The 15,743-nt window shown below is 30.5% G+C and carries 14 protein-coding genes; all 14 read right to left on the bottom strand.

The annotated features are described in order from the left end of the window. Window positions 1–104 precede the first annotated feature (104 nt). Window positions 105–1,217 (bottom strand): cell division protein FtsZ, encoded by a 1,113-nt coding sequence (ftsZ, locus tag B3B03_RS02875; RefSeq protein ID WP_346876450.1) that lies wholly within the window; start codon window positions 1,215–1,217, stop codon window positions 105–107. Further along, window positions 1,214–2,473 (bottom strand): cell division protein FtsA, encoded by a 1,260-nt coding sequence (gene ftsA, locus B3B03_RS02870; RefSeq protein ID WP_346876449.1) that lies wholly within the window; start codon window positions 2,471–2,473, stop codon window positions 1,214–1,216. The genes ftsZ and ftsA overlap by 4 nt, the downstream gene beginning before the upstream one ends. A 306-nt stretch (window positions 2,474–2,779) precedes the next feature. Then, a complete protein-coding gene (locus tag B3B03_RS02865; RefSeq protein ID WP_346876448.1) occupies window positions 2,780–3,778 on the bottom strand; it encodes a type IV pilus twitching motility protein PilT in 999 nt (332 codons plus the stop codon). 276 nt (window positions 3,779–4,054) lie between these two features. Continuing rightward, a complete protein-coding gene (gene sigK, locus B3B03_RS02860; RefSeq protein WP_035133266.1) occupies window positions 4,055–4,756 on the bottom strand; it encodes an RNA polymerase sporulation sigma factor SigK in 702 nt (233 codons plus the stop codon). Between the two features lie 133 nt (window positions 4,757–4,889). Then, window positions 4,890–6,554, bottom strand: coding sequence for a penicillin-binding transpeptidase domain-containing protein (locus B3B03_RS02855; RefSeq protein WP_346876447.1), 1,665 nt, complete (start codon window positions 6,552–6,554; stop codon window positions 4,890–4,892). 90 nt (window positions 6,555–6,644) lie between these two features. Next, window positions 6,645–7,271 carry a uridine kinase gene (gene udk / locus B3B03_RS02850; protein ID WP_346848313.1) on the bottom strand — a complete coding sequence of 209 codons (627 nt, stop codon included), beginning with the start codon at window positions 7,269–7,271 and terminating at the stop codon, window positions 6,645–6,647. Next, window positions 7,271–8,497 carry a U32 family peptidase gene (locus B3B03_RS02845; RefSeq protein WP_346848312.1) on the bottom strand — a complete coding sequence of 409 codons (1,227 nt, stop codon included), beginning with the start codon at window positions 8,495–8,497 and terminating at the stop codon, window positions 7,271–7,273. Before B3B03_RS02845 ends, udk begins: the two co-directional genes overlap by 1 nt. Beyond that, on the bottom strand, window positions 8,448–9,146 hold the full coding sequence (locus B3B03_RS02840) for an O-methyltransferase (protein WP_346876446.1): 699 nt from the start codon (window positions 9,144–9,146) through the stop codon (window positions 8,448–8,450). The genes B3B03_RS02845 and B3B03_RS02840 overlap by 50 nt, the downstream gene beginning before the upstream one ends. Window positions 9,147–9,314: 168 nt before the next feature. Beyond that, window positions 9,315–10,298, bottom strand: a complete 984-nt coding sequence (mltG, locus tag B3B03_RS02835; RefSeq protein ID WP_346876445.1) for an endolytic transglycosylase MltG — start codon at window positions 10,296–10,298, stop codon at window positions 9,315–9,317. A gap of 24 nt (window positions 10,299–10,322) precedes the next feature. Continuing rightward, on the bottom strand, window positions 10,323–12,146 hold the full coding sequence (gene typA / locus B3B03_RS02830; protein WP_346848309.1) for a translational GTPase TypA: 1,824 nt from the start codon (window positions 12,144–12,146) through the stop codon (window positions 10,323–10,325). A 213-nt stretch (window positions 12,147–12,359) separates the two neighbouring features. Continuing rightward, entirely contained in the window at window positions 12,360–14,027 is a 1,668-nt protein-coding gene (locus B3B03_RS02825; RefSeq protein WP_346848308.1) for a ribonuclease J, read from the bottom strand. Window positions 14,028–14,204: 177 nt separating this feature from the next. Beyond that, window positions 14,205–14,648, bottom strand: coding sequence for a Fur family transcriptional regulator (locus B3B03_RS02820; protein ID WP_035133257.1), 444 nt, complete (start codon window positions 14,646–14,648; stop codon window positions 14,205–14,207). A 39-nt stretch (window positions 14,649–14,687) separates the two neighbouring features. Beyond that, window positions 14,688–14,951 carry a DUF1292 domain-containing protein gene (locus tag B3B03_RS02815; protein WP_035133255.1) on the bottom strand — a complete coding sequence of 88 codons (264 nt, stop codon included), beginning with the start codon at window positions 14,949–14,951 and terminating at the stop codon, window positions 14,688–14,690. 128 nt (window positions 14,952–15,079) lie between these two features. After that, on the bottom strand, window positions 15,080–15,493 hold the full coding sequence (ruvX, locus tag B3B03_RS02810; RefSeq protein ID WP_346848307.1) for a Holliday junction resolvase RuvX: 414 nt from the start codon (window positions 15,491–15,493) through the stop codon (window positions 15,080–15,082). Window positions 15,494–15,743 lie beyond the last annotated feature (250 nt).

Raw genomic sequence — 15,743 nt, 5'->3', positions numbered from 1 at the left:
GCCTTTACATGGAATTTTTAAAATTTAAATAAGAAGAGACTATTGCAAAATGATTAAAAATCATTTTGCAATAGTCTCTTAATAAAATATATAATAATCTTATATTATCTCATGCTTTTTCTTAGCCATGTAGGAACTGTAAAATCTTCACTTTCCTCTTTAGAAGGTGTAGTAGTTTCACTTGATTGAGTTGCTGCTACCTCTGATTTAGGACTCTGACTTTTAATAGAGTCAAAGCTTACTCCACTTTCCATTTTAGCTTTTTCACAATCAAATCCAGTAGCAATAACTGTTATTCTTATCTCATCATTTAAGCTCTCATCAATTACAGCACCAAATATAATATTTGCATCTGGATCAGCTTCTTCCTGTACTATTTGTGCAGCTTCATTAATTTCTAACAAAGACAAATCAGATCCCCCAGTAACATTTAAAAGTACTCCAGTTGCTCCTATAATTGAAGTTTCTAAAAGTGGGCTTGCTATTGCTTCTCTTGCAGCATCTTGCGCTCTATTATCGCCAGTTCCAACACCTACTCCCATATGAGCAAGTCCTTTATTAACCATAATAGTGCTTATATCTGCAAAGTCCAAGTTAATTAATCCTGGTATAGTTATTAAGTCAGAAATACCTTGTACACCTTGTTTTAAAACATCATCTGCTTTTCTAAAAGATTCTACAAGAGTAGTTTTTTTATCCACAAGAGATAATAATCTTTCATTTGGAATTGTTACTAATGTATCAACTGATTCCTTTAAAGCCTTAATTCCAGCTTCTGCATGAATCATTCTTTTTCTTCCTTCAAAAGGGAACGGTTTAGTTACAACACCTACAGTTAAAATCCCCATAGATTTAGCTATTTCTGCTACTACTGGTGCAGCTCCTGTACCAGTTCCTCCACCCATTCCACAAGTAACAAATACCATATCTGCACCTTTTAATGCTTCAATTATTTCTTCCTTACTTTCTTCTGCTGCTTTTCTTCCTATTTCGGGATTTGCACCTGCACCTAAGCCTCTAGTAAGCTTGTCTCCTAATTGGATTTTAAACTCAGCCTTAGATAAAACTAATGCTTGTTTATCTGTATTAATACCTATGAATTCAACATTTTTAAGTCCTTCTTCAATCATTCTATTTACAGCGTTGTTTCCACCGCCACCACAACCTACAACTTTAATTTTACATAAATCATCATTTTGAACATCGAAATCAATCACTTTATTACCTCCTCATTAGAAAAACTCTTTAGAATTCCTTTTAGTCTTGCTATAAACTTATTTTCTTTACTTCTATTATTGCTACTACTCAACTTTTCATTACAACTTTCACAGGAACTTTTTTCTTTATTAAATATTTCTTCTTTACTTAAAACATCTCTTATGATTCCTGTAGCTGTTGAATATATTGGGTTTGCTGCTCCAACATAATTTGGAACACCTATTCTAACTGGCTTTCCTAATATTTCTGAAGCTATAGTCGTAATATCTCTAAATAAAGATATTCCACCTCCAACAATTACGAAACTGCCAATTTGATCACTTAATTGCTCTTTTTCAATGCGCTTATTTATTATTTCAAGTAGTTCTTTAACTCTTTCACCTATTATATCTACTAACATTTCATAATTAATTTCCACTATACTATTTCCACTAGTATTAATCTTTATTTTATGACTTTCAGTTGAATTATCGTTCAATAAAGTATTACATTTAAATTTTAATCTCTCACTATCTTGTAATGATAACTTTAGGCAAATAGAAATATCATTTGTAATATTATTACCACCTAAGGGTACTGAAAAGTAATCTAAGAATCTATTATTCTTAAAAACTGTAACTTCCATATTAGAACTTCCAATATCGATAATTGCTACACCTTTGGCAAGTTCAAGATCTTCAATTATATCCTTGCCTATACCTATAGCATTAACTACCCATCCCTTTATCTCGATTCCAGTTTCTTTTAAACATTTTTTATATCCATCAACATATTTTTTACCTAGTATAAATGCGTTGCCTTCTGATTCTAGTACCTTCCCTTTCATTCCTAATGGATTAGTAATATTCTTCATAGAATCAACTATGTATTCTTCAATATCAACTTGGACAATTTCTTGCTCCTTGCCAACACAAAACTTTGCAACTTCTCCCACATTTAATATATCTTCTTTGCTAATCTCTTTCATTTCTGGGAAAGACAAAACACCTTTAGTCTTTACGATTTCACATAAAGAAATTGGTACAGATAAGTATGCTTCTTCTAATGGTGAATTTACAATTTCCTTTAAACGCTCTACTACATTGCGTAAAATATAAGAAATATCCTCTTCATCCAACATTACATTATCCTTAACTCCCTCATAATCTGAAGTAGTAATTCCCATAACTTGTATTTTGTTTTCTTGGTCTAATCTCCCAACTACTCCACATACCTTTGAAGAACTTATATCTATTCCAACAATGTAATTATTCATATAACATATTCCTCCCACATTCTACTCCCTAAGAAGTTTACAGTGTACAAAGGTATATTCAACATGAAAAATGAAATTCCTTCAAAATAGCAGAATATTTTTAGAATATATTTATATAATGCCTAGTCTCTATAATACCTTACTACCATATACAGGTAAATAACGAAATTATCTCAATATATTATAAATACGCCATTTAATCATTTATATTCTATCTATAGTATAAAACTTAATTAAAAAAAACACAATAGTTAAATTCCCTATACCATTGATATTATAGGTTTTCTAAGAAGCAAAGAACTCTGTTTACAGTTCTTCTTTATCAATATATCTTATAATTTTACTTATAGCCATTTCCATAGTCTGCATACCATATTTTGACGAAGTTTCCATAGTTGATGGTATTTGATGTATTTTCCCTTCTCTAATTAAATTTTGAACTGCTGGGGTATTAACCATTACCTCAAGAGCTGCAACTCTTCCACTACCATCCACCTTCTTAAATAATCTTTGACATACTATACCTTTTAACACCGTAGAAAGCTGATTTCTTATCCTTAATTGCTGTTCTGACGGAAAATAATTTATGATCCTATCAATTGTTTTGTAGGCACTTATGGTGTGTAATGTAGAAATTACTAGATGTCCTGTTTCTGCTGCCAGAAGTACTGCTGACATAGTTTCTAAATCTCTTATTTCTCCAACTAAAATTACATCTGGATCTTCTCTAAGTATGGCTCTTAGCCCACTATCATAGCTTTCCGTATCCCTTCCTATTTCCCGTTGATTAATTAGAGACTTCTTATGATTATGTAAATACTCTATAGGATCCTCCAAAGTCACAATATGAGTTTTTTTATTTGAATTTATCTCATTTATCATAGCTGCCATAGTAGTACTCTTACCACTTCCAGTTGGCCCAGTTATAAGAATTAAACCATCCTTTTTATTTGTAAATTCCTTTATAATTGTAGGCATATTTAAATCTTCTAGAGTTGGAACTTTTACTGGTATTACTCTAATTGCAATAGTATCAAAACTTCTTTCTTTATATACATTAACCCTATACCTGCCTACATCCGGTAGAGTATATAGTATATCTCTCTCCCCTATTTCATTATATATAAAGTAATCTTCTCCAAGGATTTCCTTACTATATTTCTTAACTATTTCTTCAGATAAAACTTCTTCTATTATATTTGATAATTCTCCATTTCTTCGTAGAATAGGAGGTGCTCCTACAGACAGATGCAAATCTGAACCTTGATTTTCAACCACATATTTTAAAAGTTCCTTTAGTTCCATTTTTTATCTCCTTACATATAATAAAATACATTTCCACCTACATTGCTATATTTATAATTATCTACTTTACATTAAGTTTACTATAATTTTAATTAGTATATCAATTTATATAATCGTATTAAATATATTTATATTTATATAATTCTTTAACATTAGTTAAAGTTTTCTAAAAAATATGATATGTATTGATTCATAAAGATATATGAATCAATACATATCAATACCTTTTATAATATAAATATAATTATATAGTAAATAATTAATTAATATATATTATTAGCCTTCTCCAAAATTTAACTCTTTAAGTAGTTTCTTTAATGCTCTTTTTTCTATTCTAGATACATAGGATCTTGAAATACCTAATATTGAAGCTATCTCTCTTTGTGTTTTTGGTTTCCCATCTATTAACCCGTACCTCATTTCTATTATTCTTCTCTCTCTTTCTTGAAGACATGTTTGCAGTATACAATATAATTTTTTCACTTGTATCTTATTTTCCACTACCTCCAAAATGGAATCTTTATCACTACTTAATATGTCCATAAGGGATATTTCATTTCCTTCTTTGTCTAGACCTATGGGATCTTGCAAGTATACTTCACTTCTAATTTTCTTATTGTTTCTAATAAGCATAAGAATCTCATTTTCTATACATCTTGCAGCATAAGTCGCTAACCTAGTTCCCTTATCCATATCAAATGAATCTATTGCCTTAATTAATCCTACTGTTCCAATTGATATTAAATCATCCACTTCTTTCCCAGGAAATGAATATTTTTTTACTATGTGTGCTACCAATCTTAGATTTCTCTCAACTAAGACACCCTTTGCTTCAGGATCTCCATCTTTTAATCTCTGTAAATATTCTTTTTCTTCTACTTCTGTAAGTGGCTGTGGAAAAGAGTTATTTCCTGAAACATATCCTGTAAGTAAGGCATATTCGCTAATTACATTCAATAACCAACTCAAGCAAAACATTTATGCTCCCCCTAATAGTGCTTATTATTATAATATGTTTACTTTAGGGGAAAAGTGACTATATGGTAATATTTATTTCAAAGAAAAATTTTATATTTTAGGAATATTATATTATACAATGTAAAATCTAACTTTAGTTTAGTTTCATAATATTACTATGAGTTAAACTTTCTACTATATCCTTAAATACAGAACATGCAATTTGACTACTACCACTTTTTTCTTCTACCTGTGGTAAATATATAACCATTGAATAATACTTGTTATCATATTTGAAAAACCCTGCGAACCAGCCATCAGAACACTTTTTATCTCCATTCAAATATTCAGTAGTACCAGTTTTGCCGCCGATTTCTATATTATCTATTTTAGCATTGCTTCCTGTACCAAGCTCATCATTTACTACACCTATCATACCTTTTTTAATTATATTAGCAGTACTTTCACTGAAGACCTCTATAGATTCACTTTCATACTTCTTTAAAATTTTTCCTTCTTCACTTATTATTTTATTTATAATTTTAGGTTTAATATATTTACCACCATTAACTACTGTATTAGGAATGGATAATGCTGCTAGCGGTGTAGTTCTCACCGTTTGTCCTATAGATGTATTAGTAATGATATCTAAGTTATTTTCTACCTTATATCCTTCTATCGTTCCACTTTTCTCATCTTGAAGATTTAGCGTCTTATTAAATAACCCTAATCTATTAGATAATTCATATATTCTATCCATTCCAACCTTCCATCCAATTTGAGCAAAAGTATCATTAGATGATGCTATGTATGCTTGCTCCATATTATATGAACCTAGCTTTTCAATACTTTTGGGGAAAATTTTCTTTAAATAGAACTTTTCATCTCTTCCTATTAATTGATTTTCTAAAGCTGCTTCATATAGTATAGTTTTAAAGGTAGAACCAAGTAAAAAACCATTTCCACTAGGTATTCCAATATTTACATTAGATAAACTATCATTTTTCTGCGCCATTGATAATATATCCCCAGTGGTGCTTTCCATTAGTACTGCTCCAATTTGACCGTACTCTTCATAATTTTTACTTTTTAAAATCTCTTCTACTTTTTTTTGAATATTATAATCTAGGGTTGTAGCTACATTATTATTACCTTTTATATCACTAAATACTTTTTTAATAATATTACCACTAACATCCTTTTCAAGCTTTAATTGCTCTTTTTTATTATCCTTAATATATTCATATATTTCTCTTTCTAGTGTTCCCTCATCTTTCAGCTTTGAATTATCAGAATATTTTACTCCACTAGCTAGTATATTCTTTATATTCCAATCATTATACTTTTTATATTCAGTATATTCGTATACATACATCCCTCTTACATCTTCTATATTTTTTAACTTTTCATAACACTCTTTATCAATTTCATATTGTTTATTTCCATTTTCAATTTCATATTGTAATAAGGAAATATCATAATCTCTATTAAAACTTCGCAGTATATAGGATACATTTTTCATTGAAATAAAAGCTGCTTCCTCATTTAATGTATAAAAAGTTAATGGATCTATCACTATATAATATTTTAATGTACTTTCAAAAATATTATTGTCATTTCGATCAAGCAACTTAAAGTTAATATTATTTATATCCTCTTCATAGTAATATTGTTCATTAGCAGATACTGAAAGTGTAGGCCCCTCCATTAATTGAACATAGATAAACCTAATAATTAATCCTATAAACATTAATATCATAATGGATAATAGGTAATAATTTCTCTTAGCTACCTGTCCTTTATTACTTTTTTGAAACAATAAAAACACCTCCCTTAGTATAATCTTTGACTAAAGAAAGGTGTTTAATACCAAATTTTTGAAATTTGATTATACTGACCTATGTAATAATTACTCTTGTCTTGCTAATATCTGGTGGATATTTCCTTTAATAACTTCTATAGCTACTTTATTATGTCCACCTTCTGGGATAATAATATCTGCATACTTCTTAGTATTCTCTGTAAATTGTTCATGCATCTGCTTAACTACAGTTAAATATTGAGTTATTACTGAATCTACAGTTCTTCCTCTTTCATTAAGATCTCTTACTAGTCTTCTTATGAATCTTACATCTGCATCAGTATCTACATATATTTTTATATCTAACATATCTCTAAGAGATTCATCCTCAAGAACAAGTATTCCTTCTACTATTACTATTTCTCTTGGTTCTACCATTATAGTTTCTTTTTTTCTATTATGTACCTCAAAATCATACTGAGGCTTCTCAATAGCTTTACCATCAATTAAAGATTTTAAATGATTTACTAATAAGGCTGTATCGAAGGCATATGGATGATCATAGTTTGTCTTTACTCTGTCCTCCATAGTTAAATGGCTTTGGTCCTTATAATAACAATCCTGTTCTATCATAGCTATGCAATTTCCATCAAAACTTTTGCATATTTCCTTTGCTATGGTACTTTTCCCTGAACCAGTTCCACCTGTTATTCCTATTATAACTGGACGTTTCATTAAACTTCCTCCTTAGCCTTTATTATAATATCATTTTCTTCTAATTCTTCATTAACTTTAGCCGTATATATCATTTTTGCACTAGGTGCTGACTCAATTTTATTTCCTTTTTCATCATGAAGGTCTCTAAGAACAACTTGCTTATTTTCTCCTATTGGTCTTAAAACCTCTACTTGAGCTCCTTCAACTACTTTATTTCTATGCTCAATTGTAACTATTCCTGTTCCTTTATTATAATCCTTAACTATACCTATAATGTCATAATTTCTTACATAGGCTGAACTATCTTGAACTTGTTTATTTTCTTCATTGAAATAGAATCCAGTATAGTATTGCCTATGACTAGGTTTATTTAAGTCTTCTAACCATCTTGGATTAAACTTATAGTCTTCTGGAGACTTCATATATTCATCTATAGCTTCTCTATAAGCTTTAACAACACTTGCCACATAGTAAGTGCTCTTCATTCTACCCTCTATTTTAAATGACAGTGCTCCAGTTTCCATAAGTTCTGGAATATGCTCAATCATACATAAATCCTTAGAATTCATTATATATGTTCCCTTATCATCTTCCATGATAGGATAATATTCTCCTTCACGTTTTTCCTCTACTAGATGATATTTATATCTACATGGTTGCGCACAAGACCCTCTATTAGAATCTCTCCCTACCATATAGTTAGATATAAGACATCTTCCTGAATATGCCATACACATAGAACCATGAACAAATATCTCTAAATCCATAGTTTCAGGTATTTTCTCTTGTACCTTTCTTATTTCTTCAAGGGATAATTCTCTAGCTAAAACAACTCTTTTTACCCCCATCTTATGCCAAAACTCACAAGTCTTCCAGTTAACAGTATTTGCTTGAGTACTTAAATGCAACTCCATATTTGGTACAGTTTCTCTAGCCATCAAAATTATACCAGGATCTGATACTATAATTGCATCTACTCCTGCTTCATATAATTCCTTCAGATAATCTTCTAAACCATCTAAGTCATCATTATGTGGAAATACATTTAAAGTTACATATACTTTTTTACCTTTTGAATGAGCAAATTCTATACCTTCTAATAATTCTTCATTGCTAAAATTATCTGCAAAAGCTCTAAGATTTAACTTGCTACCACCTAGATATACTGCATCTGCTCCAAAATTTAATGCTGCTTTAAGCTTCTCCAAGTTCCCTGCTGGAGCTAATAGTTCCGGTGTTTTCATTTTCATTCCTCCTAACTGTCAGTGCTATACCATCTCCCATTGGTATTACTGTTGTAAGTAAATTTTCATCCTTTGAGATTGTTTCCATATATTTCTTCATTCTTTTTACTATAGTAATTTTTCTTCTTATCATCAAGTCTTTACATGCAACCATACCTCTAAATAATACATTATCTGATATAATTATTCCATCCTTTGATAACATTCTTATGCAATGAGGTAAAAATTCACTATAATGACCTTTACCTGCATCCATAAAAATCAGATCATACTCATCATCTAATCCTTCAAGAACTTCCAAACAATCACCTTGTATTATTGATATCTTTTCATCTAAACCTGCTTTTTTTATATTTTCAGTTGCTATGGTTACCATTTTTTCATCTCTTTCAATGGTAGTTATAGTAACATTATTTTCCGATGCTAAGGACATTAAAATGGAGGAGTATCCTATTGCTGTGCCAAGCTCAAGTATCTTTTTAGGTTTTTTTAAATTAATCATAAACTCTATTAATCTAGCAGTTTCCTTTTGAACTATAGGCACTGCATTTTCTTCTGCAAAATTTTCTAACTCTTTTAACATCCCTTTAGAATCTCCTATGAGACCTCTTAAGTAATTTTCCATATAATCATATGTAATACCGCTCATTTCTTCCTCCATATAATCCTATATAATTTAATCATTATTTATATACTCTATTTAAAATCTCTTATACATATCATATACATTTACTATTAAGAATATAATAATTTTATAATACAAAGTTATAAGCTCAAAATTATTGAGCTTACAACTTTTTATTCTAAATTTAATATCTTAGTATCCTAATTCTTTTAACTTATTCATAAAGTCTACATCATTATCAGTAAAATAATGATGTGTTTTATCTTTTTCTAAAACGTAAAATAAATAATCAGTACTTTCAGGCTTAGCTGCTGCTAAAATTGATGATATTCCTGGACTAGATATAGGCCCCAATGGCAATCCATGATTTTTATAAGTATTATAAGGTGAGTCTACCTCTAAATGTTTATTTAAAACAGTATCTACATGCTCACCTAAAGCATAAATAACTGTAGCATCAATCTGTAGCTTCATCTCCTTTTTCAACCTATTGTATATAACTGAGGAAACTAATGGTCTCTCTTCATCTACTCTAGTTTCATTTTCAATAAGAGAAGCTATAGTTATTATATCGTAAATATTAGTTCCTTCAGGAATAATGCTATTAATTTTAGAATTAAAAGCATTATTCATAGTAGCTATAACTTCATTAGGTTTAACTCCTTGATTAAAGAAATATGTATCAGGAAATAAAAATCCTTCTAAATCATATCTCCTTCCTTCCTTTGATGGAATATAATCAGGAGCTGCATATTCTTTTATAGCTTTTAAGAACTCATCCTTAGTAAATAATCCCTTTTCCTCAAATAATATAGCCATTTTTTCTATATCATATCCTTCTGGAATAGTTACAGATATAGAGCCTTCATTATTTTTATTCTCTAAAACAGCAATTATCTCCTCAAAGCTTAAATTACCTGATAACTTAAATGTTCCTGGTACAAGTTCTGCTGAAGTATTATGCAACTTCATATAAATCTTGATTAATGTTTTACTTTTTACAAAACCTTGATTATCTAACCTATCTAATACGTTGTAAAGCGAATCCCCTTCATTTACAACTACGGTGACTTCTTCACCTTTTAATGGAGACTTTGTCGAATAATTGTAATAAAAACCACTGACTGTTAATATTACTATTAATACTATTACAATTATACTTACAATTTTCTTCATATTACACCCCCATGAACGGAAATATTATTTCTTTAATGCTGCTCTCTTTCTTAGGGTTGGATCTAGTATTTTCTTTCTTAATCTTATAGTTTTTGGAGTAACCTCTACAAGCTCATCAGAAGCTATAAATTCTATACATTGCTCTAATGACATATTAGGTACTGGTATTAATTTAAGTGCATCATCTGATCCTGAAGATCTTGTATTTGAAAGATGTTTCTTCTTACATACATTAACTTCTATATCTTCATTTCTTGAACATTCTCCACAAACCATTCCTTGATATACTGGAACTCCTGGTCCTATAAATAATCTTCCTCTTTCTTGTGCATTGAATAATCCATATCCAATAGACTCTCCAGATTCAAACACAACTAGAGATCCTCTGTTTCTCTCTACTATATCACCTTTGTATTTTTCATAACCAACTAAAACGTGGTTCATTATTCCATTTCCTCTAGTTTCAGTCATAAACTCATTTCTTAATCCAATTATTCCTCTTGATGGAACTTTAAATTCAAGTCTAGTATATCCATTAACAGCACTAGTCATGTTAACCATCTCTGCTTTTCTTGGACCCATTTTTTCCATAACAACTCCCATATACTCTTCTGGTACGTCCATTGTTAAGTTTTCCATAGGTTCTAAAAGTTCTCCATTTTCATGTTTGTATATAACAGATGGCTTAGATACTTGGAATTCATATCCTTCTCTTCTCATAGTTTCAATAAGAATTGAAAGATGAAGTTCTCCTCTTCCACTAACTTTAAATGAGTCTGCTGAATCAGTTTCTTCAACTTTTAAACTTACATTAGTTTCAAGTTCTTTCATAAGTCTATCCCTTAAGTGTCTAGATGTAACAAAATCTCCATCTTGACCTGCGAAAGGTGAGTTATTAACTATAAAGTTCATACTAAGCGTTGGCTCATCAATATCAACAAATGGCAATGCTTCTGGGTTTGTAGCATCTGCTATTGTTTCTCCAATATTTATACCAGGAATTCCTGATATAGCTATAATATCACCAAGTTTAGCTTCTTCTACCTCAACTCTTTTTAATCCATCGTAAGTATAAACATTTGATACTTTTACATTTTTCTTTGATCCGTCCTTTGACATTTGAGCTACGGTTTGATTCTTTTTAATAGTTCCTCTTTCAATCTTACCTATTCCAATTTTACCAACATATTCGTTGTAATCTATTGATGTTACTAGCATTTGTAGTGGCTCGTCTATGTAACCTTTTGGTGGATGCACAGTTTCAATAATTGCTTCAAATAATGGAACCATATCTACAGGTTCATCTTCAAGTTCTGATACTGCAACTCCATCTCTAGCAGATGCATATATTATTTTAAAATCTAATTGCTCATCTGTAGCACCTAATTCTACAAATAAGTCAAAGATCTCATCTATAACTGCCTCTGGTCTTGCATCTTTTCTATCAATTTTATTGATAACAACCATTGGATCTAATCCAAGCTCAAGGGCCTTTTTTAGAACGAATTTAGTTTGTGGCATAGCTCCTTCATAAGCATCTACTACAAGTAAAACACTATCTACCATTTTAAGTACACGCTCAACTTCTCCACCAAAATCAGCATGGCCTGGAGTATCTATAATGTTTATTTTTACTCCATTATACATTACTGCAGTATTTTTTGAAAGAATAGTTATTCCTCTTTCTCTCTCTAAATCATTTGAGTCCATAACTCTCTCTTGCATTACTTCATTTTCTCTAAATACTTTACTCTGCTTTAAAAGCGCATCCACTAAAGTTGTCTTACCATGGTCAACGTGAGCTATTATAGCGATGTTTCTTATATCTTCTCTTGTATATAAATTCATATTTTTCCTCCAAAATTTTATTTTAATAATAAACCACAAAATAAAATTGGATACTTAAGTATCCAATTTAAATTAACTATTTCAATTCTAATATTATGTGGATAAAAAGTCAATGTTATTAAAACATTATTAAATCCCAATACAGAATAGATTTATCATTAATTACTATTTGTGTAATCTCAACTTATAACAATTAATGAAAAATGAAGTTTTTTAAACTTCCATAATTATAGGTAAAATCATTGGTCTTCTCTTAGTCTTTTCATAAAGGTACTCTCTAAGAGCTTCTCTAATTGTTGCTTTTATAGTAGGCCATTCCGTAATGTGTTTTTCTTCACAATGTGCAAGGGCCTCTTTAACAACCTCTCTAGCCTTATCCATTAAATCCTCAGATTCTCTAACATAGACAAAGCCTCTTGAAATTATATCTGGACCTGCAATAACACTTCCAGTATCTTTACCCATGGTAACTACAACAGTTAGGATACCATCTTGTGATAGATGTTTTCTATCCCTTAGAACAATATTTCCTACATCTCCAACTCCAAGTCCATCTACAAAAACTTGCCCTGAAGCTACTGTACCTGCTTTTCTTATAGATGTTCTACTTACTTCAATAAGATCTCCATTTTCTCCTATATACACATTTTTCTCCGACAAACCTAACTTAACAGCTAGTTCACCATGTTGTTTTAAATGTCTATATTCACCATGAACTGGTATGAAGAATCTCGGTTTTACTAAAGAATGCATAAGTTTTAACTCTTCCTGGCATGCATGACCTGATACGTGAACTTCTGCTAGTGATTCATATACTACTTCTGCCCCTTGTTTAAACAATTGATTTATAACCTTAGAAACTAATTTCTCATTTCCTGGTATAGGCGATGCAGATAATATTACTAGGTCTCCCTTTTGTATATTTACCTTCTTATGCTCAGAAGCTGCCATTCTTGAAAGAGCTGCCATAGGTTCTCCTTGACTTCCAGTAGTTATCATAACTATTTCATCATCACGATATTTCCCCATAGAATCTATACTTATTAATGCATCTTCTTCTATAGTAATATATCCAAGTTCTATAGCAACTGCGATTATATTTTCCATACTTCTACCAGAAAGTGCAACTTTTCTATTATACTTTCTAGCTGCTGTTATTATCTGTTGAACCCTATGAATATTAGAAGCAAAAGTTGCAACAATAACTCTTCCCTTAGCACCATGGAAAATCTTTTCGAAACTTTCTCCAACTATGCTTTCAGACATAGTGTATCCTGGTCTCTCTACATTAGTACTGTCTGCTAAGAGTACAGTTACTCCTTTTTTCCCTAGCTCTGCAAATCTAGTTAAATCTGTAACCTTGCCATCTATAGGTGTAAAGTCAATCTTAAAATCTCCAGTATGAAGTACTACACCTAATGGTGTGTGTATAGCTATAGCTACCGAATCTGCTATACTGTGATTTGTTTTAATAAATTCTACAGATACACTAGTAAGCTTTATGATATCCTTTGGCTTAACTTCTCTTAAGTCAACCACTCCTAATAATGCATGCTCTCTTAATTTACTTTCCACAATTCCCAGTGTAAGTTTAGTCCCATAAACAGGAACATTAATTTGCTTTAATACATATGGTAAAGCACCAATATGATCTTCATGAGCATGGGTTAAAAATATTCCAGTTACTCTATCAATATTCTTAACTAGATAAGTAACATCTGGTATAACTACGTCAATTCCCAACATCTCATCATCTGGAAATTTCAATCCGCAATCGATAACAACTATATCATTCTTATATTCTATAGCAGTTAGATTTTTACCTATCTCATTTAATCCCCCTAAAGGAATTATTTTAATCTTCTCTTTTTCTTTTTTCAAAACCTACCCTCCTTTTCTACATAATTTTCTTTATGCTCTGCCTAACTTTATTAATATAAAAGATTAGGTTTTTGAGCATCTTAATCTAATCTGTACATATATACATTTAATTTCTAATAGAAATTTTAATATCATATAGTATAGATTTATATAACATCTCTACTAATAATAAAGTTATTATTGTAAAGAACAATTATCACAAATTCCATAAAACTTTAAACTATGATTTTTTATTTTAAAGTTATACTTTTTTTCTATTCCCTGCTCTAACTCCTCTAAAAGATCTCCTTCAACCTCAATGACTTTACCACAATTTTGACAAATCAAATGATGATGTTGATGACTTTCATCTTCATCACAAAGTTCGTATCTACTGCATCCATCATCTAAATCAAGTTTATATAGCACTCCCATTTCTTCTAATAACTGAACAGTTCTATACACAGTTGCAAGTCCGATTTCCGGACAATTAACCTTTACTAAATCATATATTTCTTCTGTGGTTAAGTGGCTACCTTCATTTTTAATAATCTCATCAAGTATAGACCTTCTTTGAGGTGTCAATTTATAGCCCTTTTCTTTTAGAATAAGTTTTAAATTTTCAATTTTCTCATTAGACATAAATTAACACTACTCCTTTCACCACTAGGTGAAGTATATTTATTCTATAACACCTTCATCATATAGAGTTTCAAAAGCATCATTAACCATGTTAAACTCTTCTTCATCCTCTACTGTTGCAAAGTATTCTTCTCCATCTTCATCCTTAAGAACCTTTAATGCAATAGCATCCTCATTTTCATCATCAATAGGCGCTACTATAAAATACTCTGTATCTTCTATTTCTAACTTGGTTATAACTTCAAACTCAACGTCATTACCTTCTTCGTCAGTCAATGTTATATTTTCTAAAAAATTTTCCATAAAAATTTCCTCCTTCTACATATTGGTAGTATTTTTCTATATAGAAATTATCTATATTACAATTCTATTCTGTAAGCTATAAGTGCCTATTTAAGTTTATACTATATATTATCTTATTCATGATAATATTATTTACTAAGACTATCTAAGTACCCCTGTAAAATATAAGTAGCAGCTATCTTATCAACCAAGCCTTTTCTTTTTTTTCTTGACATATCAGCTTCTAACATAGCCATATGTGCTGCCCTAGTAGTAAGTCTTTCATCCCAAAATTTAATTTCTATGTTTACGTGCTCCCTTAACGCTTCACAAAATCTTTGTACCTTTTCTGCTTGCTCACCTATAGTACCATTCATATTCTTAGGTAATCCTGAAATTATAGTTTCAACATTATATTCGTTGCATATTTTTATAATTTCTTCTATATCTGCCTCTTCCTTTTTACGTCTTATGGTGGTAATTCCTTGAGCTGTGAAGCCTAGTGGGTCACTTATAGCTACTCCAATAGTTCTATCACCCACATCTAATCCAAGTACTCTCATGCTCTTCTCCTAACTGTATATTACAAATATAGGAGCTCCATTATGATAAACAGAGTTCTTTGCTTCAGAGGGAGTTTTTACTCCCCCTGAAGGTTAGAAATCGTTATCCAGGGTCGTAGCCGCTCTTTACTCCCACTTTGAAGAAGATGGGAGTATTAGAGCGGGTAGTCATAGGATAAACCTCTTCTTTATCCTTATATGGGTGCTCCTTATTCTGATCATTACAAATTAATAATTATATGCTATTATA

This window comes from Clostridium sp. UBA5712 (assembly GCF_002419845.1).
Taxonomy (GTDB): Bacteria; Bacillota; Clostridia; order Clostridiales; family Clostridiaceae; genus Clostridium_J; species Clostridium_J sulfidigenes.
Note: the sequence above shows the minus strand (reverse complement) of the source record. Positions and strands in the feature narration are given on the sequence as shown.

What these genes read in the sequence shown, in the direction of transcription:
- ftsA (WP_346876449.1), bottom strand. Translation starts at nt 2,473, where the DNA reads ATGAATAATTACATTGTTGGAATAGATATAAGTTCTTCAAAGGTATGT.
- B3B03_RS02865 (WP_346876448.1), bottom strand. Translation starts at nt 3,778, where the DNA reads ATGGAACTAAAGGAACTTTTAAAATATGTGGTTGAAAATCAAGGTTCA.
- sigK (WP_035133266.1), bottom strand. Translation starts at nt 4,756, where the DNA reads ATGTTTTGCTTGAGTTGGTTATTGAATGTAATTAGCGAATATGCCTTA.
- udk (WP_346848313.1), bottom strand. Translation starts at nt 7,271, where the DNA reads ATGAAACGTCCAGTTATAATAGGAATAACAGGTGGAACTGGTTCAGGG.
- B3B03_RS02845 (WP_346848312.1), bottom strand. Translation starts at nt 8,497, where the DNA reads ATGAAAACACCGGAACTATTAGCTCCAGCAGGGAACTTGGAGAAGCTT.
- B3B03_RS02840 (WP_346876446.1), bottom strand. Translation starts at nt 9,146, where the DNA reads ATGAGCGGTATTACATATGATTATATGGAAAATTACTTAAGAGGTCTC.
- mltG (WP_346876445.1), bottom strand. Translation starts at nt 10,298, where the DNA reads ATGAAGAAAATTGTAAGTATAATTGTAATAGTATTAATAGTAATATTA.
- typA (WP_346848309.1), bottom strand. Translation starts at nt 12,146, where the DNA reads ATGAATTTATATACAAGAGAAGATATAAGAAACATCGCTATAATAGCT.
- B3B03_RS02820 (WP_035133257.1), bottom strand. Translation starts at nt 14,648, where the DNA reads ATGTCTAATGAGAAAATTGAAAATTTAAAACTTATTCTAAAAGAAAAG.
- B3B03_RS02815 (WP_035133255.1), bottom strand. Translation starts at nt 14,951, where the DNA reads ATGGAAAATTTTTTAGAAAATATAACATTGACTGACGAAGAAGGTAAT.
- ruvX (WP_346848307.1), bottom strand. Translation starts at nt 15,493, where the DNA reads ATGAGAGTACTTGGATTAGATGTGGGTGATAGAACTATTGGAGTAGCT.